General features: G+C 65.7%; 22 protein-coding genes. 7 read left to right on the top strand and 15 right to left on the bottom strand.

The genetic code is table 11. The features are described 5' to 3' along the window. Window positions 1-83 precede the first annotated feature (83 nt). The 5 genes from AC1VVG_RS24415 to AC1VVG_RS24395 all read right to left on the bottom strand — a co-directional run bounded on the left by AC1VVG_RS24415 (window position 84) and on the right by AC1VVG_RS24395 (window position 4,986). A complete protein-coding gene (locus AC1VVG_RS24415; protein ID WP_473375243.1) occupies window positions 84-1,643 on the bottom strand; it encodes an amino acid permease in 1,560 nt (519 codons plus the stop codon). Between the two features lie 106 nt (window positions 1,644-1,749). Next, window positions 1,750-2,214, bottom strand: a complete 465-nt coding sequence (locus AC1VVG_RS24410; RefSeq protein ID WP_049028515.1) for an Lrp/AsnC family transcriptional regulator — start codon at window positions 2,212-2,214, stop codon at window positions 1,750-1,752. A 96-nt stretch (window positions 2,215-2,310) separates the two neighbouring features. After that, window positions 2,311-3,069, bottom strand: a complete 759-nt coding sequence (locus AC1VVG_RS24405) for a dimethylarginine dimethylaminohydrolase family protein (protein ID WP_034185982.1) — start codon at window positions 3,067-3,069, stop codon at window positions 2,311-2,313. Window positions 3,070-3,235: 166 nt separating this feature from the next. Beyond that, window positions 3,236-4,486 (bottom strand): DUF1479 domain-containing protein, encoded by a 1,251-nt coding sequence (locus tag AC1VVG_RS24400; RefSeq protein ID WP_482836480.1) that lies wholly within the window; start codon window positions 4,484-4,486, stop codon window positions 3,236-3,238. Window positions 4,487-4,596: 110 nt separating this feature from the next. Continuing rightward, window positions 4,597-4,986, bottom strand: coding sequence for a VOC family protein (locus AC1VVG_RS24395; RefSeq protein ID WP_482836478.1), 390 nt, complete (start codon window positions 4,984-4,986; stop codon window positions 4,597-4,599). 73 nt (window positions 4,987-5,059) lie between these two features. On the opposite strand from AC1VVG_RS24395, the gene AC1VVG_RS24390 reads away from it, so the two are divergent. Continuing rightward, window positions 5,060-6,025 carry a helix-turn-helix domain-containing protein gene (locus AC1VVG_RS24390; RefSeq protein ID WP_124609434.1) on the top strand — a complete coding sequence of 322 codons (966 nt, stop codon included), beginning with the start codon at window positions 5,060-5,062 and terminating at the stop codon, window positions 6,023-6,025. 90 nt (window positions 6,026-6,115) lie between these two features. Here the strand turns inward: AC1VVG_RS24390 and gltA are convergent, their stop codons facing one another. From gltA to AC1VVG_RS24355, 7 genes are all read right to left on the bottom strand, one after another. Further along, window positions 6,116-7,417: a citrate synthase gene (gene gltA, locus AC1VVG_RS24385; protein WP_034185794.1), complete on the bottom strand. Its 1,302-nt coding sequence runs from the start codon at window positions 7,415-7,417 to the stop codon at window positions 6,116-6,118. Window positions 7,418-7,483: 66 nt separating this feature from the next. Beyond that, on the bottom strand, window positions 7,484-7,756 hold the full coding sequence (locus AC1VVG_RS24380; protein ID WP_011548107.1) for an FAD assembly factor SdhE: 273 nt from the start codon (window positions 7,754-7,756) through the stop codon (window positions 7,484-7,486). A gap of 12 nt (window positions 7,757-7,768) precedes the next feature. Next, the gene (locus AC1VVG_RS24375) at window positions 7,769-8,470 is read right to left on the bottom strand and encodes a succinate dehydrogenase iron-sulfur subunit (protein ID WP_011658352.1); all 702 of its coding nucleotides are present in this window, start codon (window positions 8,468-8,470) and stop codon (window positions 7,769-7,771) included. 21 nt (window positions 8,471-8,491) lie between these two features. After that, window positions 8,492-10,267, bottom strand: coding sequence for a succinate dehydrogenase flavoprotein subunit (gene sdhA / locus AC1VVG_RS24370; RefSeq protein WP_034185793.1), 1,776 nt, complete (start codon window positions 10,265-10,267; stop codon window positions 8,492-8,494). A 3-nt stretch (window positions 10,268-10,270) separates the two neighbouring features. Continuing rightward, on the bottom strand, window positions 10,271-10,639 hold the full coding sequence (gene sdhD / locus AC1VVG_RS24365; RefSeq protein WP_011355745.1) for a succinate dehydrogenase, hydrophobic membrane anchor protein: 369 nt from the start codon (window positions 10,637-10,639) through the stop codon (window positions 10,271-10,273). A gap of 4 nt (window positions 10,640-10,643) precedes the next feature. Continuing rightward, window positions 10,644-11,060 carry a succinate dehydrogenase, cytochrome b556 subunit gene (gene sdhC, locus AC1VVG_RS24360; RefSeq protein ID WP_034185792.1) on the bottom strand — a complete coding sequence of 139 codons (417 nt, stop codon included), beginning with the start codon at window positions 11,058-11,060 and terminating at the stop codon, window positions 10,644-10,646. 169 nt (window positions 11,061-11,229) lie between these two features. After that, a complete protein-coding gene (locus tag AC1VVG_RS24355) occupies window positions 11,230-12,054 on the bottom strand; it encodes a GntR family transcriptional regulator (protein WP_080287700.1) in 825 nt (274 codons plus the stop codon). 288 nt (window positions 12,055-12,342) lie between these two features. Here AC1VVG_RS24355 and AC1VVG_RS24350 point away from each other — a divergent pair, with 288 nt between their 5' ends. The 6 genes from AC1VVG_RS24350 to AC1VVG_RS24325 all read left to right on the top strand — a co-directional run bounded on the left by AC1VVG_RS24350 (window position 12,343) and on the right by AC1VVG_RS24325 (window position 20,658). After that, on the top strand, window positions 12,343-13,329 hold the full coding sequence (locus AC1VVG_RS24350; protein ID WP_006754984.1) for a malate dehydrogenase: 987 nt from the start codon (window positions 12,343-12,345) through the stop codon (window positions 13,327-13,329). Between the two features lie 185 nt (window positions 13,330-13,514). Beyond that, window positions 13,515-14,522, top strand: coding sequence for an HpcH/HpaI aldolase/citrate lyase family protein (locus tag AC1VVG_RS24345; RefSeq protein ID WP_482836473.1), 1,008 nt, complete (start codon window positions 13,515-13,517; stop codon window positions 14,520-14,522). 230 nt (window positions 14,523-14,752) lie between these two features. Continuing rightward, on the top strand, window positions 14,753-15,268 hold the full coding sequence (locus AC1VVG_RS24340; protein WP_034185790.1) for a hypothetical protein: 516 nt from the start codon (window positions 14,753-14,755) through the stop codon (window positions 15,266-15,268). 22 nt (window positions 15,269-15,290) lie between these two features. Next, window positions 15,291-16,742 (top strand): bifunctional 2-methylcitrate dehydratase/aconitate hydratase, encoded by a 1,452-nt coding sequence (locus AC1VVG_RS24335; RefSeq protein ID WP_482836472.1) that lies wholly within the window; start codon window positions 15,291-15,293, stop codon window positions 16,740-16,742. Between the two features lie 52 nt (window positions 16,743-16,794). Continuing rightward, window positions 16,795-19,512 (top strand): aconitate hydratase AcnA, encoded by a 2,718-nt coding sequence (gene acnA / locus AC1VVG_RS24330; protein WP_034185788.1) that lies wholly within the window; start codon window positions 16,795-16,797, stop codon window positions 19,510-19,512. Window positions 19,513-19,758: 246 nt separating this feature from the next. Continuing rightward, entirely contained in the window at window positions 19,759-20,658 is a 900-nt protein-coding gene (locus AC1VVG_RS24325; RefSeq protein ID WP_226103892.1) for a hypothetical protein, read from the top strand. A gap of 15 nt (window positions 20,659-20,673) precedes the next feature. On the opposite strand, the gene AC1VVG_RS24320 is transcribed toward AC1VVG_RS24325, so the two are convergent. The 3 genes from AC1VVG_RS24320 to AC1VVG_RS24310 are packed head-to-tail and all read right to left on the bottom strand — an operon-like array spanning window position 20,674 to window position 21,859. Continuing rightward, a complete protein-coding gene (locus AC1VVG_RS24320) occupies window positions 20,674-21,108 on the bottom strand; it encodes a DUF1801 domain-containing protein (protein WP_034185786.1) in 435 nt (144 codons plus the stop codon). Continuing rightward, window positions 21,105-21,536, bottom strand: coding sequence for an SRPBCC family protein (locus tag AC1VVG_RS24315; RefSeq protein ID WP_175028824.1), 432 nt, complete (start codon window positions 21,534-21,536; stop codon window positions 21,105-21,107). The genes AC1VVG_RS24320 and AC1VVG_RS24315 overlap by 4 nt, the downstream gene beginning before the upstream one ends. After that, window positions 21,536-21,859: an ArsR/SmtB family transcription factor gene (locus AC1VVG_RS24310; protein ID WP_034185784.1), complete on the bottom strand. Its 324-nt coding sequence runs from the start codon at window positions 21,857-21,859 to the stop codon at window positions 21,536-21,538. The genes AC1VVG_RS24315 and AC1VVG_RS24310 overlap by 1 nt, the downstream gene beginning before the upstream one ends. Window positions 21,860-22,406 lie beyond the last annotated feature (547 nt).

Genomic DNA, 22,406 nt, shown 5'->3' with positions numbered 1-22,406 from the left:
ATGCCACCGGCCCGGGCAGCACGCCGTGCGAATCGCGATGTTATCGCGGCCCGCGGCCGGCCGTCACGCGAGCGGCCCGCCCGCTACGCGCCGCGCGACGACTCGCGCGCATCCGCCGCCCCGTCGACCGCGCGCGCCAGCCACGGCCCGATCTCCATCTCCTCGTAGCGCACGAGCCGGCTCTTGCGAGCGCGGCGATACGCCCACCAGATCGCGACGAACAGCGGAATCCAGATATAGATCGACAGCACTTCCATCCAGTCGATGCGCGCCGCGAAGAACGCCTGATAGTCCTGCCCGAGCGAAATCACGATGCAGATCGCGATCGCGAACAGCGGCCCGAACGGGAACCACTTCGCGCGGTACGGCAACTGGTCGAGCCGGTAGCCCTGCTTCAGGAAACCCTTGCGGAACCGGTAATGGCAGACCGCGATGCCGAGCCACGCAATGAAGCCCGTGATGCCGACCGTGTTCAACAGCCACAGATAGATGCGCTGGTTGTTGGTCAGCGACGTGAGGAAGCACAGCCCGCCGACGGCCATCGTCGCGTACAGCGCGTTGCGCGGCACGCCGCCCGGCGACAGCGTCGCGAACATCGCCGGCGCGCGCCCTTCCGCGGCCAGGTTGTACAGCATCCGCGTCGCCGCGTAGGTGCCGGAATTGCCGGCCGACAGCACGGCCGTCAGGATCACCAGGTTCATCGCGCCGGCGGCAAGCGGGAAGCCCGCATGGCTGAACACCAGCGTGAACGGACTCACGCCGATGTCGGTCACGTCGCTCTTCAGCAGGTTCGGGTCGGTGTACGGCACGAGCAGGCCGATCACGAAGATCGCGAGCACGTAGAACAGCATGATCCGCCAGAAGATCTGCTTCACCGCGCGCGGGATCGTCTTGCGCGGATTTTCCGATTCACCGGCCGCGATCCCGACCAGCTCGGTGCCGAGAAACGAGAAACCCGCGATCAGCGCGACGCTCATCATCGCGTGCACGCCGCCGACGAACGGCGCGTCGCCCGTCGTGAAGTTGCGCCAGCCGACCGGATGCCCGGTGCCGGTATGCCCGCTGCCGGTATGCCCGCTGCCGAGCACGCCGGCCGCGATCAGCAGCCCCGCCGCGATGAACGCGATCACGGTGACGACCTTGATCAGCGAGAACCAGTATTCCGATTCCCCGAAGCCGCGCACCGACAGCGTATTGAGCAGGAAGATCAGCACGAGGAAGCCCGCGCCCCACCCTATGCCCGGCACCGCCGGAAACCAGTAGCGCATCACGATCTGCGCGGCGACCAGCTCGATCGCGATCGTCACGGCCCAGCTGTACCAGTAGGTCCAGCCGAGCGCGACGCCGAAGCCTTCGTCGACGTACTTCTCGCCGTAGATCGCGAACGAGCCCGACACGGGCATCAGCGCCGCCATCTCGCCGAGCCCGGTGACGACGAAATAGACCATGATCCCGATCGCGATATAGGCGGCGATCGCCCCGCCCGGCCCCGCCTGCGCAACCGACGCGCCCGACGCGACGAACAGCCCCGTGCCGATCGAGCCGCCGATCGCGATCATCGCGATGTGGCGGCCCTGCAGACGGCGCTTGAGCGTCGTCCCGGACGGCGCAGCCGTCTCCACTGCCGCTTGCATAGCATCCATAGTGTTCACCCTGATTGGTTCCGGCTTCCTTCGCCAATTTGATTCGGAATGCGAATCGATTGGCCTGGTCATTCGCGTCGAGCCGGGTCCTGCCCGGCCGGGCACATCACACGACGCTGCGCTTGATCGCCTGCAGTTCGGCCGTCGTCACGATCTTCTCGATCCGGAATCGCGGGCTTTCCAGCCACACGTTGGCGATCCGCCGGTACTCGTCGAGATCCTCGCACGCGAGCCGCACCAGAAAATCGAACGTGCCGCTGACGAGCCAGCAATCGAGCACGGCCGGATTCGCCCGCATTTCGTCCTCGAACGGCGCCTGCGAACGCCCGTGGTCGGCCAGCACGATCTGCGCGATCACGACGATCGGCTTGGTCGCGCGCGGCGCCTTGATCACCGCGCGGTAGCCTTCGATCACGCCGAGCGCCTCGAGCCGTTCCACACGCGCCTGGCAGGGCCGCGGCGTGAGGTTCACGCGCTCCGACAGCTTCCGGTAGGAAATCCGCCCGTCGGTACGCAGGATGTCGAGGATCCGGAGATCGATCTTGTCGAGCTGCATCTTCTTGTCGGTCATCCGCGTTCGCTCCGGTCGGTCGTGGCTGGTGCGCGGAACGTGTCCTCGTCCGCGCGGGGCCACATTATCCGGCCGAAGCGGCCGCGCGCCAATCGGCTAGAACCGCAGCGACAGGCAAGTCAGGCCGCCGTCCATCTTGCGGAACTCGCTCGTGTCGATCACGTGCAGCGGCATGCCGAGCGACGCGATCGCATCGTGAACGCGCGGATAACCGGCCGGCGTAATCAGCGTGCCGTTCACGCGTAGCGTGTTGCCCGCGTATTCGTCAGCGGCCGAGACCGTGATCCGGCGATAGCCGGCGAACGCCGGATGCGCGGCCAGCGCTTCGGTCACGAGCAGCGTGTCGTCGCCGAGCGCGTTGACGACCGACTTCAGGTGCAGCCCCGCGCCGACCGGTACCGCCACGACCGAGTAGCCGTAGCGCGACACCAGCGCCTCGAACGCGGCGATGCCTTCGGCGTCGGTGCGGCCCGTCAGGCCGATGTAGAAGCACTTGCCGACCAGCATCACGTCGCCGCCGTCGAGACGGCCGTCCTGCATCGGCAGCAGGTCGCGATGCGCGGCGAGTGCCGCTTCGATATGCACCGTCTCGCCGCGCCGCGCAGGGGCGCCGGGGCGCGTGATCACCGCGAATTCCGGCGTCACGACCGCGACGTCCTCGACGAAGTGCGAATCGGGGAACGCGTCCAGCGGCGGCAGCTCGGTCAGCGCGACGCCGAGCGTGCGCAGCGCGTCGCAATACGCATGAAACTGCGTAAGCGTCTTGTCGTAGTCGGGTGCGCCGAGTGCGGCGGTGGTCAGGCCCGCGCCACACGACGGTGCCGGACGGCGAACGATCGCTTGCGTGAATTGCATCGACTCCTCCATGGTCTGCGCCGCACCCTTGCGGCGCAAGGGCCCGCGGCGTTGTGTCCGGACCATTATCGGAAGCCAAATTGCGCAATTCGCGTCGATTTCGGCTGCGCCGACAGCCGATTGCGTCGAATTGCGCGCGGCACGCAGCGGATTCGGCAGAAGGCCGTCACGCGCCGGGCCCGAACCCCATCTGCGCTCGGCCCAGCATCGTCAGGTCGCCTTCGTCGCCACGCCCGTCGAAATCGACCTCGAAATGATCGGCCGGGAAATCGGGCGGACTCTCGCCGCGCACGAACGCGGACCGCTGACGCCGCAGGTATGCGTCGTTCTTCGCGCAGCCCGGCGCGGCCGCGATGTACATCACGTTGCTGTCGCCGCTGCCGCGGTGCGCATCCTCCACCGCATGCACGACGTCGCCGTGCCAGAACACCGCGTCGCCCGGCGCCATGTGCGGGATCGGCACCAGCGCGTCGAGCAGCAGCGCATGCCATTCGGGCCGGATCGACAGCGCGCGGCCGGGACGCGCGCCGCACAGGTCGTCGTCGGCGACGTCGTCCTGCAGCGCGCGCAGCACGACGTAGGCCATCGCGTTCGCGACCGGGATCAACTGCAGCGTGCCGTCGCCGGGCCCCTGCGGCGTCAGCGCGGTCCAGCCCTGGAACGTGCGGAACATCGAACAGACGGCCGGCGACGGAATCTCTTCCACGTCGGGACGGAACGCGGCGTCGAACGGATCGTAATCGCGCCAGCGACCGGCCAGCACGTGCCGGTAGACCTGCCGGAAGTTCGCCCCGAGCCAGCGCTCGACGGAGCCGCCGTCGACGTGCGGCGACAGCCCGAGCGACGTCGAACCGGGCGGCCGGCGGCGAATCCGGTCCGCATAGGCCGGCACCTGGTCCGGATCGAAATGCATGCGCACGGCATCCGCGTGCCGCCACAGGCGGTTCAGGAACACACGTGCCTGCGTCAGCGCCGGCGACTGGCGCGCGGCCACCTGCGGCTTCGACCAGTAGACGCCGTAGATCTGCGGCTTGCCCGATGCGAGATTGCCGAAATAGCGGTCTTCGGCACGCGCATTCAACCGCTCGGCGAAGCGGTTCGCATCCAGATACGCACCGATCTCGTCGTTCCAGTCGCGCGCCTGATGCGCGTCGAATACGCCGCGGATCACGACCGCGCCGTGCGTGCGGATGGCGGCGATCGCGCGAGGATCGACGGTGCCGCCCGCGATATCCGCGAACGGCACGACCGGGATCACGTCATGGCCGTGCGCGTGCGCGCGGCGGATCGCCTCGACCTGCCGCGCGATGTCGCCCTCCAGTTCGCGAAACGACGCCGCGTAACCGGGCAGGTCGGCGCGCAGCACCCGTTTCGCCGCGCGGATCGCGGCCGGCAGATCGTCAATCGTCAGTTGCATCGTGGTCTCCTCGCTGAAGCGTATCGTGATGTGCTGTCAGCGTACGGCCGGTACGGGGCCGCCATCACCGCTATCCGGTCAACTATCGATACAATTCTGACAACCGCGCGTTACTCCGGACGATGACAGACCACGCAGAGCTTGTTGCCGTCCGGATCGCGAAAATAGGCGCCGTAGTAGTCGCGGTGATAGTCCGGGCGCAGGCCCGGCGGCCCTTCGCAGGTACCGCCGTGCCGCAGCGCGAGCGCATGGCAGCGATCGACGAGCGCGCGGGCCGGCGCGACGAACGCGACCGTGTGCCCGTTGCCCGGTTCGGGCGCGCGGCCGTCGAGCGGCCGGCCGAAGAAGAACAGCGGCCGGTCGGCATCGGTCGGCATCCAGCCCGACCAGCCGTCCGGCTCGCGGAATTTCAGGCGCAGCCCGAGTGCCGCGAACAGCGGCGCGTAGAAATCGTAGGCGCGCGTCGTATCGCTGACGCCGACGCAAACGTGTGAAAACATGGCATCGCTCCGTGGTGACGATTGCGTTCTCGATCATGCCACGACGCGCTGCCCGCCCCTACCGGAGGCCGCGATGAAACCGCAGTACGAGCATGTGACGTTCTCGCCAGGCTGTTCGATCCGCGTGTATCACCGCCAGCTCGCGCGCATCCCGTTCGAATGGCATCGCCATCCCGAGTACGAACTGACGCTGACGCTCAACAGCCGCGGCCAGCGCTTCATCGGCGATCACGTCGCGCGCTACGCGGACGACGATCTCGTGCTCGTGCCGCCCAACCTGCCGCATACGTGGTCGTCGAACGCGCGCATCGATCGCGCGGCGCCCGAAGTCGCGCTCGTCGTCTGGTTCGACGGCGACTGGGTGCGGCGGCTGGCAGATTGCTGCCCCGAATACGCGCCGCTGCGCTCGCTGCTGCGTCGCGCGGCGCCCGGCCTGCGTTTCGACGTGGAAGCCGCCCGCGCGATGCGGGCGCGACTGCCGCGGTTGCTCGATCCGTCGCCGCGCGCACGGCTCGCGGCGGCGCTCGACACGCTCGCCGATCTCGCCGAAGCCGGCGGCACGCCGCTCGCCACCGCGCACGCGTATGACCGGCCGGACGGCACGGCACCGTCCGCCGACGCGGCCGCGCCCGAAGCCGAACGCCTCGACCGCGTGCTCGATGCGATCGACCGGCGCTTTCACGAACCGCTGCGCATCGACGCGCTCGCCGCCGCCGCGCACATGTCCGAGCGCACGCTGCAGCGCCTGTTCGTCCGGCATCTCGGCGAAAGCGTCGGCCGCTACCTGCAACGGCTGCGACTCGCGCACGCGTGCCGTCATCTCGTCGGCACCGACTGGCCGATCGCGACGGTAGCCGCGCGCTGCGGCATTCCGAACGCCGCGAACTTCAACCGCCAGTTCCTCGCCGCGCGCGGGATGACGCCGGGCGCGTACCGGCAGTTCTTCAAGCAGCACGGCCACGCCCCCGACGACGACGCGCCGGCACTCGATACCCGCCCGCCCTCGCTGGAGCGCCGCGCCCATTCACCGCACAAATGAAAACACCCCGACGGGCGGACCCGTCGGGGTGTCGTGGCGTTGCGATTGCCCGACGCGAGCGGCCTGCCGGCCGTTCGCGTCGCACACGACTTAACGTGCGTCGATCGGCTTCGCTTCGCGCGGCGTGTCGCCGATGAACAGCTGGCGCGGACGGCCGATCTTCTGTTCCGGATCGGCGATCATTTCGTTCCACTGTGCGATCCAGCCGACCGTACGTGCCATCGCGAAGATACACGTGAACATCGACGTCGGGATGCCCAGCGCGCGCTGGACGATGCCCGAGTAGAAGTCGACGTTCGGGTACAGCTTGCGCGACACGAAGTATTCGTCTTCCAGCGCGATCTTCTCGAGCTGCATCGCGAGCTTGAACAGCGGGTCGTCGTGCAGGCCCAGTTCGTTCAGCACTTCGTAGCACGTTTCGCGCATCAGCTTCGCACGCGGATCGTAGTTCTTGTACACGCGGTGGCCGAAGCCCATCAGCTTCACGCCCGAATTCTTGTCCTTCACCTGCTTGATGAATTCGGGGATGTTGTCCGGCGAACCGATCTGCTCGAGCATGTTCAGCGCGGCTTCGTTCGCACCACCGTGCGCCGGGCCCCACAGACATGCGATACCGGCGGCGATACACGCGAACGGGTTCGCACCCGACGAACCGGCGAGGCGGACCGTCGACGTCGACGCGTTCTGCTCGTGGTCGGCGTGCAGGATCAGGATACGGTCGAGCGCGCGGACGAGCACGTCGTTGACCTTGTACTCCTCGCACGGGTTCGAGAACATCATGTGCATGAAGTTCGCGCTGTACGACAGCGAGTTCTTCGGATACACGAACGGCTGGCCGATGCTGTACTTGTACGCCATCGCGACGAGCGTCGGCAGCTTCGCGATCATGCGGATCGCCGACACTTCACGGTGACGCGGGTCGTTGATGTCGAGCGAGTCGTGGTAGAACGCGGACAGCGCGCCGACCGCGGCGACCAGGATCGCCATCGGGTGCGCGTCGCGGCGGAAACCACGGAAGAAGAAGTGCATCTGCTCGTGCACCATCGTGTGCTTCGTGACGGTGTCGACGAATTCCTTCTTCTGCGCTGCGTTCGGCAGCTCGCCCTTCAGCAGCAGGTAGCAGCTTTCGAGGAAGTCCGCGTTCTGCGCGAGGTTGTCGATCGGGTAGCCGCGGTACAGCAGCTCGCCCTTGTCGCCGTCGATGTACGTGATCGCCGAATTACAAGCCGCCGTCGACATGAAGCCCGGGTCGTACGTGAACTTGCCGGTCTGGCCGTACAGCTTGCGGATGTCGATTACGTCCGGGCCCATCGTGCCCTTGTAGATCGGCAGTTCGACGCTCGGCGAGTTGTCGCTGAACGATAGCGTGGCTTTAACATCAGACGGAGTCATGGCACATCCTCAATCGAAATAAAGAAACGGGATTCGATAACGGGCACAGCGCGTTACACCTTGGCGTTACACGTTGCGCAGCATCTCCAACAGCCGGTGAATATCCGGGCTGTCTAGGTCGCCCTCTGGTTCCTTGCGCGCGAGGAGCAAGTCCATCAGGTCGTTGTCGCTCAGATCGAGCAGGCGCGACAACGCGCCTACGTCTGCATCGGTGAGGTCATGCTCGTATCTGCCGAAGAAACGCTCGAATACGATATCGTTTTCCAGCAGACCCCGCCGCGCGCGCCAGCGAAGGCGCGCGCGACGGTGCGGGTCGGATTGATGCGAATCGTCGCTCATTGCAACCCGGCCTTAAACCGCGCGGCGGACCATCAGTTCCTTGATCTTGCCGATCGCCTTCGTCGGGTTCAGGCCCTTCGGGCAAACGTCGACGCAGTTCATGATCGTGTGGCAACGGAACAGACGGTACGGGTCTTCCAGGTTGTCGAGACGCTCGCCGGTGGCCGTGTCGCGGCTGTCCGCGATGAAGCGGTAAGCCTGCAGCAAGCCGGCCGGGCCGACGAACTTGTCCGGGTTCCACCAGAAGCTCGGGCACGACGTCGAGCAGCTCGCGCACAGAATGCACTCGTACACGCCGTCGAGCTCGTCGCGTTCTTCCGGCGACTGGAGACGTTCCTTCTCCGGCGGCGGCGCGTCGTTGATCAGGTACGGCTTGATCGAGTGGTACTGGTTGAAGAAGTGCGTCATGTCGACGATCAGGTCGCGCACGACGGGCAGGCCCGGCAGCGGACGCAGCACGATCTTCTGCGGCAGGTCGTTCAGGTTCGTCAGGCACGCGAGACCGTTCTTGCCGTTGATGTTCATCGCGTCCGAACCGCACACGCCTTCGCGGCACGAACGGCGGAACGACAGCGTCTCGTCGACGGCCTTCAGCTTCACCAGTGCGTCGAGCAGCATGCGCTCATGCTGGATCTCGAGCTCGTACGTCTGCATGCGCGGCGCTGCGTCCTTGTCCGGATCGTAGCGGTAGACTTCAAAAATGCGTTTTGCCATTTCGGATTCCTTTGACTCGGCTTAGAACGTGCGCGGCTTCGGCGGCACGGATTCGACCGTCAGCGGCTTCATTTGAACCGGCTTGTAGTCGAGGCGATCGCCTTCGCTGTACCACAGCGTGTGGCGCAGCCAGTTCTCGTCGTCGCGATGTTCGTAGTCGCTGTGTGCGTGCGCGCCACGGCTTTCCTTGCGCGCTTCCGCCGACACCATCGTGGCGCGCGCCACTTCGATCAGGTTCTCCAGCTCGAGCGCTTCGACGCGCGCGGTGTTGAACACCTTCGACTTGTCCTTCAGGTGGATGTTGTCCACGCGCGCCGCCAGGCCGGCCATCTGCTCGACGCCTTCCTTCAGCAGCGCCGACGTGCGGAACACGCCCGCGTGCTTCTGCATCGTCGCGCGGATGTCGTTCGCGACGTCCTGCGTGTATTCGCCCGACGTCGACTTGTCGAGCTTGTTCAGGCGCGCCAGCGAGAATTCGCCTGCATCGGCCGGCAGCGGCTTGTGTTCCTTCTGGTTCTTCACGTGCTCGACGATGTGGTTGCCGGCCGCACGGCCGAACACCACAAGGTCCAGCAGCGAGTTCGTGCCGAGGCGGTTCGCGCCGTGCACGGACACGCACGAGCATTCGCCCACTGCGTAGAAGCCGTTGACCGGTTCCTTGTGATCGCGCGACGTGCCGACGACCTGACCGTGGATGTTGGTCGGGATGCCGCCCATCTGGTAGTGGATCGTCGGGACGACCGGGATCGGTTCCTTGATCGCGTCGACGTTCGCGAACTTCAGCGCGATTTCGCGGATCGACGGCAGACGCTTCATGATCGTCTCGGCGCCGATGTGCGACAGGTCGAGCAGCACGTGATCCTTGTTCGGACCGACGCCGCGACCTTCCTTGATTTCCTGGTCCATCGAACGCGACACGAAGTCACGCGGCGCCAGATCCTTCAGCGTCGGCGCGTAGCGCTCCATGAAACGCTCGCCGTTCGCGTTGCGCAGGATACCGCCTTCGCCGCGCACGCCTTCGGTGATCAGCACGCCCGCGCCGGCCACGCCGGTCGGGTGGAACTGCCAGAACTCCATGTCCTGCAGCGCGATGCCCGAACGCGCGGCCATGCCGAGGCCGTCGCCGGTGTTGATGAACGCGTTGGTCGACGCCGCGAAGATCCGGCCTGCACCGCCCGTCGCGAACAACGTCGTCTTGCCTTCCATGATGTAGACGTCGCCCGTCTCCATCTCGAGGGCCGTCACGCCGAGCACGTCGCCTTCCGCGTCGCGGATCAGGTCGAGCGCCATCCATTCGACGAAGAACTGCGTCTTCGCTTCGACGTTCTGCTGGTACAGCGTGTGCAGCAGCGCGTGACCGGTACGGTCGGCGGCCGCGCACGCGCGCTGGACCGGCTTCTCGCCGTAGTTCGCGGTGTGGCCGCCGAACGGACGCTGGTAGATCGTGCCGTCCGCGTTGCGGTCGAACGGCATGCCGAAGTGCTCGAGTTCGTACACGACGTTCGGCGCTTCACGGCACATGAATTCGATCGCGTCCTGGTCGCCGAGCCAGTCGGAACCCTTGATCGTGTCGTAGAAGTGGAAGTGCCAGTTGTCTTCGCTCATGTTGCCGAGCGACGCACCGATACCGCCCTGCGCGGCCACCGTGTGCGAGCGCGTCGGGAACACCTTCGACAGCACGCCGACCGACAGGCCCGCGCGCGACAGTTGCAGCGCTGCGCGCAAGCCCGAGCCGCCCGCGCCGACGATCACCACGTCGAACTTGCGGCGCGGCAGGTTAGTTTTGATTGCAGCCATTCTTTACACTCTCCAGAGAATCTGCGCGGCGTAGCCCGCACATGCGAGCAGCCAGACGATGGTCAGCGATTGCAGCAGCAGGCGCACACCGACGGGCTTCACGTAGTCCATCCAGATGTCGCGCACGCCGACCCATGCGTGGTAGAAGAGGGAAAGCAGCATCACGAAGGTCGCGAGCTTCATCCATTGCGCGGCGAAGATCGATGCCCAGCCTTCGTACGAAAAATCGTGCGCGCCGAAGAACAGGACGAGCAGAATGACCGTGTAGACCGCCATGATGGTGGCGGTGATGCGCTGCGCGAGCCAGTCGCGCAGGCCGTAGTGAGCGCCGACGACGAGGCGCTTCGAGCCGATTCGGTTATTGGCTGCCATTTTCTTAGAATGCTCCGAACAGTTTGAGTGCCATGGCGATCGTCAGCGCGATCGAGACGACAAAGACGACGACGGCCGTCCGCTTGCCGCCTTCCTTCGTGACGGCGTCGTGGTTGACGTCCATCAGCAGGTGGCGAATGCCGGCGCAGAAATGGTGGAAGAAGGCCCACGACAGTGCGAGGACGATCAGCTTGACGATGATGTTGGAGAGGAAAGCCTTGAAGACTTCGAAGCTGAGCTCGGACGTGAGGCTCTGGTCGAAGAGGAACAGCAGGAACGGCAGGAACAAGAACAGCAGCGCGCCGCTGACTCGATGGAGAATCGACAATATCGCCGCCAGCGGCATGCGATATTTCATCGTGATATCGCCGAATCCGATGTTCCGGTATTCCGGCCTCGGCTTTCTTACTGCATCAGTCATGCTAGACCCCTACTATGTTGTCACACTAATCCGCGATTTTAGCGCCTTTTTATATCGCGCTGCAGCGAAAGTCTGCTCTGGATAGTTGCGCGAACACGAACAAAGGCGGCCCGAAACGTGCTTCGCGAGCGTGGGAATCGCGAACGCACTCGGCTTGAGCCGAAGCTGCTCAACTCAAGTCATTCTGATAGTAGTACCCGGTTGTGACATACCAGCCGCGACGCACTTCCACCGGCCGGTCCCCGTATGTATAGGACACGCGTTCGACCGACAGCAACGGGAAACCCGCGGGCACATGCAGCAGGTCCGCCACCGACGGCTCCGCCGCGACCGCGCGGATCTTCTCCGTCGCGCGGATCATCCGCGTGCCGAATTCCGTCTCGAACATCGCGTAGAGCGGCCCCTTGTACTCGCTCAGCCGCTCGAACGTGAGCCCGCGGAACATCGCGCCCGGCAGCCAGATCTCGTCGAGCACCGTCACTTCGCCGTCGAACTCCAGCAGCCGGCGCACCTGCACGACCGGGTCGGCCGGCTTCAGGTCGAGCTGCCGCGCGATCTCCGCCGGCGCACGCAGGCGGCGGCATTCGAGCAGGCGGCTCACGTGCGGGTGTTCGGCGCCGTCGTCGGCCAGCAGACGCAGGAAGCGGAACTGCGCGCGATCCTCGTTGTGCGTTGCAACAAAAGTACCCTTGCCCTGCCGCCGGACCACGAGGTTTTCGGCGGCCAGCTCGTCGATCGCCTTGCGAACGGTGCCCTGGCTGACCTTGTAACGGGCCGCGAGCTCCACTTCGCTCGGAATGATCTCGCCCGGCTTCCATTCGCCGGATTCGAGACTTTGCGTGATCAATGACTTAATCTGCTGGTATAACGGGCTGAACGTCGGCGACGGCGACGCCGCGGGCGAAGGTGCGGGATCGCCCGCGCCCGGCTGCCCTGGGCCGCCTGCGCCGGTCTGATTCGCGGTATTCGCCTGGTTCGATGTCATGGCGCGCATTTCATCACAAACCGCACTTTTTCGTCCACTCAATTTCCGCAAAACATCTGTCTTATATAAGACATATGATACCGTTTGACTTTGCGCGTGACGGCTCCTACACTCCCGGTCGAGCAAGGGTTCGCGGGTGCAACAGCGCGTCCCCGGCTACGTGCCACGGCCGTCTCCAGGTTCACCGCGTCTGCCATCGCGAGTCCTCCGCCCTGCTTCAATGCAACGCTACGCACAACGCGCATAGAATGGCGTTTTCGCTCGCGTCCAACGCTTCATCCGTCCTGGAGATTTTCAATGGCTAAGCCCGCAAAGCGCGTTGCCGTCACCGGCGCCGCAGGTCAAATCGCTTACTCCCTGCTGTTCCGCATCGCGAACGGCGACCTGCTCGGCAAGGACCAGCCGGTCATCCTGCAACTGCTCGACCTCCCGCAAGCCCAAGCCGCCGTCAAAGGCGTCGTGATGGAACTCGACGATTGCGCGTTCCCGCTGCTCGCGGGCGTCGTGATCACCGACGATCCGAAGGTCGCATTCAAGGATGCCGACGTCGCGCTGCTGGTCGGCGCACGTCCGCGCTCGAAGGGCATGGAGCGCAAGGACCTGCTGTCGGCGAACGCTGAAATCTTCACGGTTCAGGGCGCCGCGCTGAACGAAGTCGCGAGCCGCGACGTGAAGGTGCTGGTCGTCGGCAACCCGGCGAACACGAACGCCTACATCGCGATGAAGTCGGCGCCGGATCTGCCGAAGAAGAACTTCACGGCCATGCTGCGCCTCGACCACAACCGCGCGCTGTCGCAGCTCGCCGCCAAGTCGGGCAAGCCGGTCGCGTCGATCGAGAAGCTCGCCGTGTGGGGCAACCACTCGCCGACGATGTACCCGGACTTCCGCTTCGCGACCGCCGAAGGCGAATCGCTGCTGAAGCTGATCAACGACGACGTGTGGAACCGCGACACGTTCATCCCGACCGTCGGCAAGCGCGGCGCGGCGATCATCGAAGCGCGCGGCCTGTCGTCGGCGGCGTCGGCGGCCAACGCGGCGATCGACCACGTCCGTGACTGGGTGCTCGGCACGAACGGCAAGTGGGTCACGATGGGCATCCCGTCGGACGGTTCGTACGGCATCCCCGAAGACATCATCTACGGTGTGCCGGTCGTCTGCGAAAACGGCGAGTACAAGCGCGTCGAAGGCCTGGAAATCGACGCGTTCTCGCGCGAGAAGATGGACGGCACGCTGGCCGAGCTGCTCGAAGAGCGCGACGGCGTCGCCCACCTGCTGAAGAACTAAGCATCACGCGCCGGTGCCGGGCGGCCCTCGGGCCACCCGGTTTCGACCCGGGCCGGCCAGCCGCCGGCCCGGCCGAACGATCCGATCCGCGCACGTTTTGCCGCCCCGCGCCCACGGCGCACCGGCCCAGAACCTGCCCGAATCCGATTTTCTCCACGCTGACACGCTCCCCTGACGTCGAACAGATGGCCGCGCTCACTCCTGCACAAGTGCTGTACGACGGGGCGTCCCCGCCCGCGATCCTGCCCTGCTGCGATCATTACGCGGGCAGCGAAAAGCTGATGCGCAAGTCGCTCGCGCTGCAGGCCGAGCTGGGTCCCGTATTCGACATCACGCTCGACTGCGAGGACGGCGCCGCCGTCGGCCAGGAAGCCGCGCATGCGGCGCTCGTCGCCGACCTGCTCGGCAGCGACGAGAACCGCTTCGGCCGCGTCGGCGTCCGGATCCACGACTTTTCCCACCCGCACTGGCGCGACGACGTCCGCATCGTGCTGCGCGCCGCGCGTGCACCGGCCTACATCACGCTCCCGAAGATCGCGGCCGCGGCCGATGCCGCGGAAATGACCGCATTCATCGAAGGCACGCGCCGCGAGCTCGGCATCGCGCAGCCGATCCCGGTGGACGTGCTGGTCGAGACGCACGGCGCGCTGGCGCAGGCGGCCGCGCTCGCCGCGCTGCCGACGGTCGGCACGCTGAGCTTCGGTCTGATGGACTTCGTCTCCGCGCACCGTGGCGCGATTCCCGATTCCGCGATGCGCTCGCCCGGCCAGTTCGACCATCCGCTCGTGCGCCGCGCGAAGCTGGACATCGCCGCGGCCTGCCACGCGCACGGCAAGACGCCGTCGCACAACGTGACGACCGAGGTGCGCGACATGGGCGTCGTGGCCGGCGATGCGCGCCGGGCGCGCGACGAATTCGCGTTCACGCGGATGTGGAGCATCCACCCCGCGCAGATCCGCCCGATCGTCGACGCGTTCGCGCCGCGCACCGACGAGGTCGCGCTGGCCGCCGAGATCCTGCTGGCCGCGCAGGCGGCCGACTGGGGCCCGACGCGCCACGGTGATACGCTGCACGATCGCGCGAGTTATCGCTATTACTGGTCGGTGCTGCGCCGTGCGCGCGCCACCGGCCAGCCCGTTCCGGCCGAGGCCGCGCCGCTGTTCGGCCCGGCCGCCGCGGGCGCCGCGCCTTGAGCGCGCGCCGCCGGCCGAACCACGCGTTTCATGCATTCGCCGGGACGCAAGCCGGACAGAGGTTTGCGAAACGACAAAAAACGTAACGGAGCCCGAAAACCTGATATCTGCGCGGCCAAATAGGTGAAAATAGCGGCCGCTGCGCGCTTTCGGGGCGCGTGCAGTTTCAAACCGGCCGGCGGTTTCGATTGCCGGCCCTTGTCAACTGATTATCGAAAGGTTCTGACTCCATGAAGAAACTCCTGATCGCTACCGCCATCGGCGCCTTGTCCGCCACGATGCTGGTGTCGGCTCCGAGCGCGTTTGCCCAGGGTACGGCCACCACGACCGCGAAAAAAGCCACGGCCAAGCGCCCGGCACCGGCCAAGCGCATCATCCCGCGCAGCAAGAAGGCGCAGGCGCGCGCAGCGGCCAAGGTCGATCCGGTACCGGACGGCGCGGTCAAGTGGTCCTGTAAGGAAGGCCTGTCGTTCGATCTCGCCGGCGACATGAAGCGCGACCAGGTCGTCACGGTTCACTGGGCGAAGAAGAACTACAAGCTGCCGCGTCAAGCCACGACGACGGGCGCCGACACGTTCTACGATCCGGCAGCAGGCTTCAAGCTGGTCGTGATCCCGACCAAGGCGATGCTGTTCTCCGACGCCAACGGCGGCGAGCGCCTCGCGGACGAGTGCGTGACGCCGGAAATGGCGCAAGGCACGCCGGCACCGACGCAGTCGAACGAACTGAAGCCGGCAACGAACTAAGCGCGTTCCCCTCGGCCCCTCGATGTCCGCCCCGGTCTCCAACGTCCGCCCTGCTCCGGATACGGTACTCGTCGATATCGTCGACTACGTGCTGAACACCGGCATCGACAGCGCGCTCGCGCTGGAGACGGCGCGTCATTGCCTGATCGACACGCTCGGATGCGGACTCGAGGCGCTGTCCTACCCTGCCTGCACCAAACTGCTCGGCCCCGTCGTGCCCGGCACGATCGTGCCGAACGGCGCGAAGGTGCCCGGCACGTCCTTCCAGCTCGATCCCGTCCAGGCCGCATTCGACATCGGCGCGATGATCCGCTGGCTGGACTTCAACGACACCTGGCTCGCCGCCGAATGGGGCCATCCGTCCGACAACCTCGGCGGCATCCTGGCGACGGCCGACTGGCTTTCCCGCACGGCCGTCGCGGCCGGCCGGAAGCCGCTCCCGATGCGCGACGTGCTGGTCGCGATGATCCAGGCCCACGAGATCCAGGGCTGCCTCGCCCTCGAGAATTCGTTCAACGCGGTCGGGCTCGACCACGTGCTGCTCGTGAAGGTCGCGTCCACGGCCGTCGTCGGCCGGCTGCTCGGGCTCACGCGCGACGAGCTGATCAACGCGGTGTCCAACGCGTTCGTCGACGGCCACGCGCTGTGGACCTACCGCCACGCGCCGAACACCGGTTCGCGCAAGTCGTGGGCGGCCGGCGACGCCACGTCCCGCGCGGTGCGCCTCGCGCTGATCGCGAAAACGGGTGAAATGGGCTACCCGTCGGCGCTCACCGCGCAAACCTGGGGCTTCTACGACGTGCTGTTCGGCGGCAGGCCGTTCCGCTTCCAGCGTCCGTACGGCACGTACGTGATGGAAAACGTGCTGTTCAAGATCGCGTTCCCCGCCGAATTCCATGCGCAGACGGCCGCCGAGGCCGCGCTGCAGTTGCATGCGCGGCTCGCCGCGGCGGGTCGCACGACCGACGACATCGGCAGGATCACGATCCGCACGCATGCGGCCGCGATCCGCATCATCGACAAGCAGGGCCCGCTCGCCAACCCGGCCGACCGCGACCACTGCATCCAGTACATGGTCGCCGTGCCGCTGCTGTTCGGCCGGCTGACCGCCGCCGACTATGAAGATTCGGCCGCGGCGGACCCGCGCATCGACGCGCTGCGCGCGAAGACCGTGTGCGTCGAGGATCCGCAGTTCACGAAGGATTATCACGATCCGGACAAGCGATCGATCGCGAATGCGCTGACGATCGAATTCACGGACGGATCGAAGCTTGCCGAAGTGGCGGTCGAATACCCGCTCGGCCATCGGCGGCGCCGCGCGGACGGCATCCCGCTCCTGGTCGACAAGTTCAGGACCAACCTCGCCCGCCGTTTCCCGGCCAAGCAGCAACAAGCGATTCTCGACGTGTCGCTGGACCAGGCAAAGCTCGAAGCGATGCCGGTCGATCAGTACGTCGATCTGTATGTGATTTAGCCGTCATCTACAGGACACGTAGTTTCCTAGCCTTAAACCCAGGAAAATCACCATGGCCCACAATCTCCACAAGACCCTCAAGGAATTCGACAGCGGTTCCGGCAAAGGCAAGTTCTACTCGCTGCCGCAACTCGGCAAGGAGCTGAAGACGAAGATCGAACGCCTGCCGGTGTCGATCCGTATCGTGCTCGAGTCCGTGCTGCGCAACTACGACGGCAAGAAAATCACCGAAGAGCACATCGAGCAGCTCGCGAACTGGAAGCCGACCGCGAAGCGCGTCGACGAGATTCCGTTCGTCGTGTCGCGCGTCGTGCTGCAGGACTTCACGGGCGTGCCGCTGCTCGCCGACATCGCGGCCATGCGCGGCGTCGCCGAGCGTACGGGCAAGAACCCGAAGAAGATCGAGCCGCTGGTCCCGGTCGATCTCGTCGTCGACCACTCGGTCCAGATCGACTACTTCCGCCAGAAGGACGCGCTCGACCTGAACATGAAACTGGAATTCCAGCGCAACAACGAGCGCTACCAGTTCATGAAGTGGGGCATGCAGGCATTCGACACGTTCAAGGTCGTGCCGCCGGGCGTGGGCATCGTCCACCAGGTGAACCTCGAATACCTCGCGCGCGGCGTCCACAAGAAGACGGACGGCGGCGACACCGTGTATTACCCGGACACGCTCGTCGGCACCGACAGCCACACGACGATGATCAACGGCATCGGCGTGGTCGGCTGGGGCGTGGGCGGCATCGAGGCGGAAGCCGGCATGCTCGGCCAGCCGGTGTACTTCCTGACGCCGGACGTCGTCGGCGTCGAGCTGAAGGGCCGGCTGCGCGAAGGCGTGACGGCCACCGACCTGGTGCTGACGATCACCGAAATGCTGCGCAAGGAGAAGGTCGTCGGCAAGTTCGTCGAGTTCTTCGGCGAAGGCACGAAGTCGCTGTCGCTGCCGGACCGCGCGACGATCGGCAACATGGCGCCGGAATACGGCGCGACGATGGGCTTCTTCCCGGTCGACGAAAAGACGATCGACTACTTCGAAGGCACGGGCCGCACGAAGGCCGAAATCGCCGCGTTCGAAAACTACTTCAAGGCGCAGAAGCTGTTCGGCATCCCGAAGGCCGGCGACATCGACTACACGAAGGTCGTGACGCTGGATCTGGCGACGGTCGCCCCGTCGCTGGCCGGCCCGAAGCGCCCGCAGGACCGCATCGAGATCGGCAACGTCAAGTCGACGTTCACCGACCTGTTCTCGAAGCCGGTCGCGGAAAACGGCTTCGCGAAGAAGGCGGACGATCTGGGCACGCAATACACGACGAGCAACGGCGTCGACGTGAAGAACGGCGACGTGCTGATCGCCGCGATCACGTCGTGCACGAACACGTCGAACCCGAGCGTCCTGCTGGCCGCCGGCCTGCTCGCGAAGAAGGCCGTCGAAGCCGGCCTCACGGTCGATCCGAAGATCAAGACCTCGCTCGCGCCGGGATCGCGCATCGTCACCGAGTACCTGACGAAGACGGGCCTGCTGCCCTACCTGTCGAAGCTCGGCTTCGAAGTCGCGGCCTACGGCTGCACGACCTGTATCGGCAACGCGGGCGACCTGACGCCGGAACTGAACGAAGCGATCACGAAGAACGACATCGTCGCGGCAGCCGTGCTGTCGGGCAACCGTAACTTCGAAGCGCGCATCCACCCGAACATCCGCGCGAACTTCCTCGCGTCGCCGCCGCTGGTCGTCGCGTACGCGATCGCCGGCAACATCACGCGCGACCTGATGACGGAACCGGTCGGCAAGGGCAAGGGCGGCCGCGACATCTATCTCGGCGACATCTGGCCGACGAGCGAGGAAATCCACGCGCTGCTCAAGTTCGCGCTCGACCCGAAGAAGTTCGAGGACAACTACTCGAAGCTGACCAAGAAGGGCGACCTCTGGAGCAAGATCGAGGGCGAATCGGGCCAGGTCTACGACTGGCCGAAGTCGACGTACATCGCCGAGCCGCCGTTCTTCGGCAACGACTTCTCGATGGAGCCGGCCGCGTCGATCCCGACGGTCAAGGGCGCGCGCGCGCTGGGCATCTTCGGTGACTCGGTCACGACCGACCACATCAGCCCGGCAGGCTCGATCAAGGAAGACTCGCCGGCAGGCAAGTGGCTGAAGGAAAACGGCGTGCAGAAGGCCGACTTCAACAGCTACGGCTCGCGCCGCGGCAACCACGACGTGATGATGCGCGGCACGTTCGCGAACGTCCGGATCAAGAACCTGATGATTCCGGCGAAGGCGGACGGCACGCGCGTCGAAGGCGGCCTGACGATCCACCAGCCGAGCGGCGAACAGCAGTCGATCTACGACGCGGCGATGCAGTACGTCGCCGCCGGCACGCCGACCGTCGTGTTCGCGGGCGAAGAGTACGGCACGGGCTCGTCGCGCGACTGGGCCGCGAAGGGCACGCAACTGCTCGGCGTGAAGGCCGTGATCGCACGCAGCTTCGAGCGGATCCACCGCTCGAACCTGGTCGGCATGGGCGTGCTGCCGCTGCAGTTCAAGGGCGCGGACAGCGTCCAGTCGCTCGGCATCACCGGTGAAGAGACGTACGACATCGAAGGCCTCGGCGACGACTTCAAGCCGCAGCAGGACGTCACGCTTGTGATCCACCGCAAGAACGGCGAAACGCAGCGCGTGCCGGTGCTGCTGCGCATCGATACGCCGATCGAAGTCGACTACTACAAGCACGGCGGGATCCTGCCGTTCGTGCTGCGCTCGCTGCTCGCCGCGTAAGCGCCCTGCCTTTGCAGGTGCCGCAGCCGCCTCGCGGCGGTTGCGGCCGATTTGGATGCCCGACCTCGTGTCGGGCTTTTTTTCGTTCATCGCGGCTTAATCGGCGTCCCGTCAATTGGCGGCGCCACATACGTGCCCGGCTGAACTGCGACGCAGGACGCCGTGTCACAATGGCTCCGCCATCGATCCCAACTGCGTCCCATGTTCCGTCCTGCCCTGCAATACGCAGCAGTACTTCTGTCCTTGATGACCGTCACGACGGCGCTGGCCGCCCCTCAGTACTTCCACAAGTACTTTGCGGGCCGGATCGGTGACCGCTATGCGTTCACGATGGATCTCAAGAATGCCGACGGGAAGTTGACGGGGAGCTATCGCTACGCCGGCAAGCACAACGCTATCGCGTTAAGCGGCAAGATCGATCCATCGGGCACTTTTGCGATGGACGAGATCGGGAGCGGCAGTCAACACACCGGCACCTTCACGGGCAGGGTGACGGGCAACACACTCGAAGGTACGTGGGTATCGGCCCGCGGAGACCGGCATTTGCCCGTCGATGCGCAACAGACCTCGGAAATCGTCATCGGCTCGAAGCGCGAAATTCTCACGCAGGCGATCGGCACGTATGTGCTCGATAGCGTCACCGGCTCCGGTGGGGCCAACGGCATGTGGGATTCATGGCGGGAGAAAGGCCGATGGAAATCGAATATATCGGCCATCGAGATGGCACGCCGCGAGTACTCGGACGTGCGCCTGACACATGAGGATCTGCACCGCCTCGACAGCATGACGATCACGGTGGATACGGCACTCGCTACGCGCCTGAGCGTCGATGGCAAGGCACTGCTGTCGATCCCGTACCGCGACGCGGGCATGCAGTACGACATCAACCAGTCCCACAACAGTATCGTGGAGGACGAGCTGAAAACGCTGTCGCCCGCCACGACGGTGCATGACGAACATCTCTACCTGCTCGTCCGCGATGCGATTGACTTCGTCCCGGCGATGTCGGGAAGCTTTCTGCCTGACGACCGCCTGGACATCGTGACCATCAGCTACGCGATCGTCGACAAAACCTTCGACGTCTACCTGCAGGACGGCAACTGCTGCGGCGGCACCCTGTTCACTTTCCGGCGCAAGGATCGATAGCGGCACCGCGCCGCGTCACACTGCATCGCCGCGTCGCGCCTTCGTGCCAGCGCCAGCCCGCGCGTTCTTCTTCAGATGCGCGCGGTTGTATTCGATCGCCGCGCGCACGAGGTTCTTCAGCGCCCGCTTGTCGACCCGATCGCCTTCGAACAGATCGATCGCGCGTCGCGCATTGCCGTCGAGGCCGTCGTTGAACAGCTTGTCGGGATCGGGGAGCTGCGCGCCGTGCATGAAGGTCAGCTTCACCTTGCCCTTGTGCGCGTTCGCAACCGCGATCATCCCGTCGCATGACCAGACGGGGCTGCCCATCCATTTCCATTCCTCGACGATGCCCGCTTGCGCAGCGAGGATCGTCTGGCGCAGGTCGGCGAACGTCTTGCCGCGCCAGTCGGTGATACCGGCGATCAGCGCATCGATGCGCGCCGACGGTGTGAGGTCCGCGGTACTCATGCGCGGACCTCCGTGCCTTCGTCGGGGCCCGCCAGCACCTGCTCGAGCGACGCGAAGAACCGGACCCAGCCATGCTGCGCGCCACGGTACGCCTGCTCCTGATCCGTGCGGAACCCGACCTGCTCCATGCGCAGGTGCGTGCCGGCCAGCGTCGGCGTGAGCGTCCACGTGACGACGCTTTCGAGGCCATGCGCGGCCCACGTATAGGACAGCGTGCGCGGCGGCTCGATCGTCAGGACCGTGCAGTCGACCGAGCCCCAGTCCGCCCGGAAGCTGAATGCGCGCCCCGCGACGGGCTCGAAGTCGCTCTTCATCAGCCACGCCTCGATCAGGTGCGGTTGCGTCAGCGCACGCCAGATCTTCTCCGGCGGATGAGGCAGTTCGCGGTCGACGACGACGGCGCGCGTTTCGGTAGTGGCTTGGTTCATTACTGATCCATCCTTTTGAGCAGATCTTCGAGGGCGTCGAACCGGCTCTGCCAGAAACCTGCCATCTGGCTCGTCCAGTCGATCAGCGGGGCCAGCGCCTGCGGCTGCGCGCTGTAGTGCGTCTGCCGGCCTTCGTGACGGTCGTTCACGAGCCCGGCCTGCTTCAGTACACCGAGGTGCTTCGACACGGCCGGCTGCGAGACGCCCGCATGGGCCGTCAGCGCGGCAACCGTCAGCTCGCCCTCCTCGCACAGCCGCTCGAAAAGCGCGCGGCGCGTCGGATCGGCAAGCGTCCTGAAAAGCATGTCGTGAGCGTTCTGCATGTCGTTCCAAAATCCATAACCCGTTGGTTATGGATTGAAGGATATCCGCGGATTGCAGCGCGTCAAGGCGGGATTTCGCGAGCTGTGTCGTTCGATCCTGCCGGTGCGGGCGGCCCGCCGCACCGGCTCGCGCCCGCCGCCAAATTCGAATAACCCCTCTAATCCACGATTGCGACACGCGATCCGAAAGGCGCCTGCAAGACTGCCCGACAGGCTGTTCCACAGTTCGAGAAACGTTTGTGCACGGCCCGCCCCGTTCGTGTGCATCCGCGCATCGGTTCCTGACAGGCCGCTTCCATTGACCACATAGTGCGACTCGGCGCGCAACGACGGACACGCAAACGACATGCATGCACGCGCCCGTCCACTCCGCGATCGCGCATGTTCCGAAGCGACGACGAACGACTCGTGCGTGCGAACGTCGCCCGTTGCCAGGCCATCGTGCGGCGAACCGGTTCCGTTCGCCGAGCGGGCCATCGGCCGCGCGCACGAGGCGGCGCGTGCGTGCGGCCGCCCCGATGTCAGAACTGACAGCTGCGGAAAATGG

It is taken from the genome of Burkholderia sp. L-4 (genome assembly GCF_056856535.1).
This window is presented reverse-complemented; position numbering and strand designations above follow the sequence as displayed.

Excerpts from the sequence above, each read along its gene's own strand:
- AC1VVG_RS24350 (WP_006754984.1), top strand. The coding sequence starts at position 12,343 with ATGGCTAAGCCCGCAAAGCGCGTTGCCGTCACCGGCGCCGCAGGTCAA.
- AC1VVG_RS24315 (WP_175028824.1), bottom strand. The coding sequence starts at position 21,536 with ATGAACCAAGCCACTACCGAAACGCGCGCCGTCGTCGTCGACCGCGAA.
- sdhC (WP_034185792.1), bottom strand. The coding sequence starts at position 11,060 with ATGACTGATGCAGTAAGAAAGCCGAGGCCGGAATACCGGAACATCGGA.
- AC1VVG_RS24380 (WP_011548107.1), bottom strand. The coding sequence starts at position 7,756 with ATGAGCGACGATTCGCATCAATCCGACCCGCACCGTCGCGCGCGCCTT.
- AC1VVG_RS24400 (WP_482836480.1), bottom strand. The coding sequence starts at position 4,486 with ATGCAACTGACGATTGACGATCTGCCGGCCGCGATCCGCGCGGCGAAA.
- sdhA (WP_034185793.1), bottom strand. The coding sequence starts at position 10,267 with ATGGCTGCAATCAAAACTAACCTGCCGCGCCGCAAGTTCGACGTGGTG.
- AC1VVG_RS24390 (WP_124609434.1), top strand. The coding sequence starts at position 5,060 with ATGAAACCGCAGTACGAGCATGTGACGTTCTCGCCAGGCTGTTCGATC.
- gltA (WP_034185794.1), bottom strand. The coding sequence starts at position 7,417 with ATGACTCCGTCTGATGTTAAAGCCACGCTATCGTTCAGCGACAACTCG.
- AC1VVG_RS24395 (WP_482836478.1), bottom strand. The coding sequence starts at position 4,986 with ATGTTTTCACACGTTTGCGTCGGCGTCAGCGATACGACGCGCGCCTAC.
- acnA (WP_034185788.1), top strand. The coding sequence starts at position 16,795 with ATGGCCCACAATCTCCACAAGACCCTCAAGGAATTCGACAGCGGTTCC.
- AC1VVG_RS24405 (WP_034185982.1), bottom strand. The coding sequence starts at position 3,069 with ATGCAATTCACGCAAGCGATCGTTCGCCGTCCGGCACCGTCGTGTGGC.
- AC1VVG_RS24410 (WP_049028515.1), bottom strand. The coding sequence starts at position 2,214 with ATGACCGACAAGAAGATGCAGCTCGACAAGATCGATCTCCGGATCCTC.
- AC1VVG_RS24415 (WP_473375243.1), bottom strand. The coding sequence starts at position 1,643 with ATGGATGCTATGCAAGCGGCAGTGGAGACGGCTGCGCCGTCCGGGACG.
- AC1VVG_RS24375 (WP_011658352.1), bottom strand. The coding sequence starts at position 8,470 with ATGGCAAAACGCATTTTTGAAGTCTACCGCTACGATCCGGACAAGGAC.
- AC1VVG_RS24340 (WP_034185790.1), top strand. The coding sequence starts at position 14,753 with ATGAAGAAACTCCTGATCGCTACCGCCATCGGCGCCTTGTCCGCCACG.
- sdhD (WP_011355745.1), bottom strand. The coding sequence starts at position 10,639 with ATGGCAGCCAATAACCGAATCGGCTCGAAGCGCCTCGTCGTCGGCGCT.
- AC1VVG_RS24345 (WP_482836473.1), top strand. The coding sequence starts at position 13,515 with ATGGCCGCGCTCACTCCTGCACAAGTGCTGTACGACGGGGCGTCCCCG.
- AC1VVG_RS24325 (WP_226103892.1), top strand. The coding sequence starts at position 19,759 with ATGACCGTCACGACGGCGCTGGCCGCCCCTCAGTACTTCCACAAGTAC.
- AC1VVG_RS24310 (WP_034185784.1), bottom strand. The coding sequence starts at position 21,859 with ATGCAGAACGCTCACGACATGCTTTTCAGGACGCTTGCCGATCCGACG.
- AC1VVG_RS24355 (WP_080287700.1), bottom strand. The coding sequence starts at position 12,054 with ATGCGCGCCATGACATCGAACCAGGCGAATACCGCGAATCAGACCGGC.
- AC1VVG_RS24320 (WP_034185786.1), bottom strand. The coding sequence starts at position 21,108 with ATGAGTACCGCGGACCTCACACCGTCGGCGCGCATCGATGCGCTGATC.
- AC1VVG_RS24335 (WP_482836472.1), top strand. The coding sequence starts at position 15,291 with ATGTCCGCCCCGGTCTCCAACGTCCGCCCTGCTCCGGATACGGTACTC.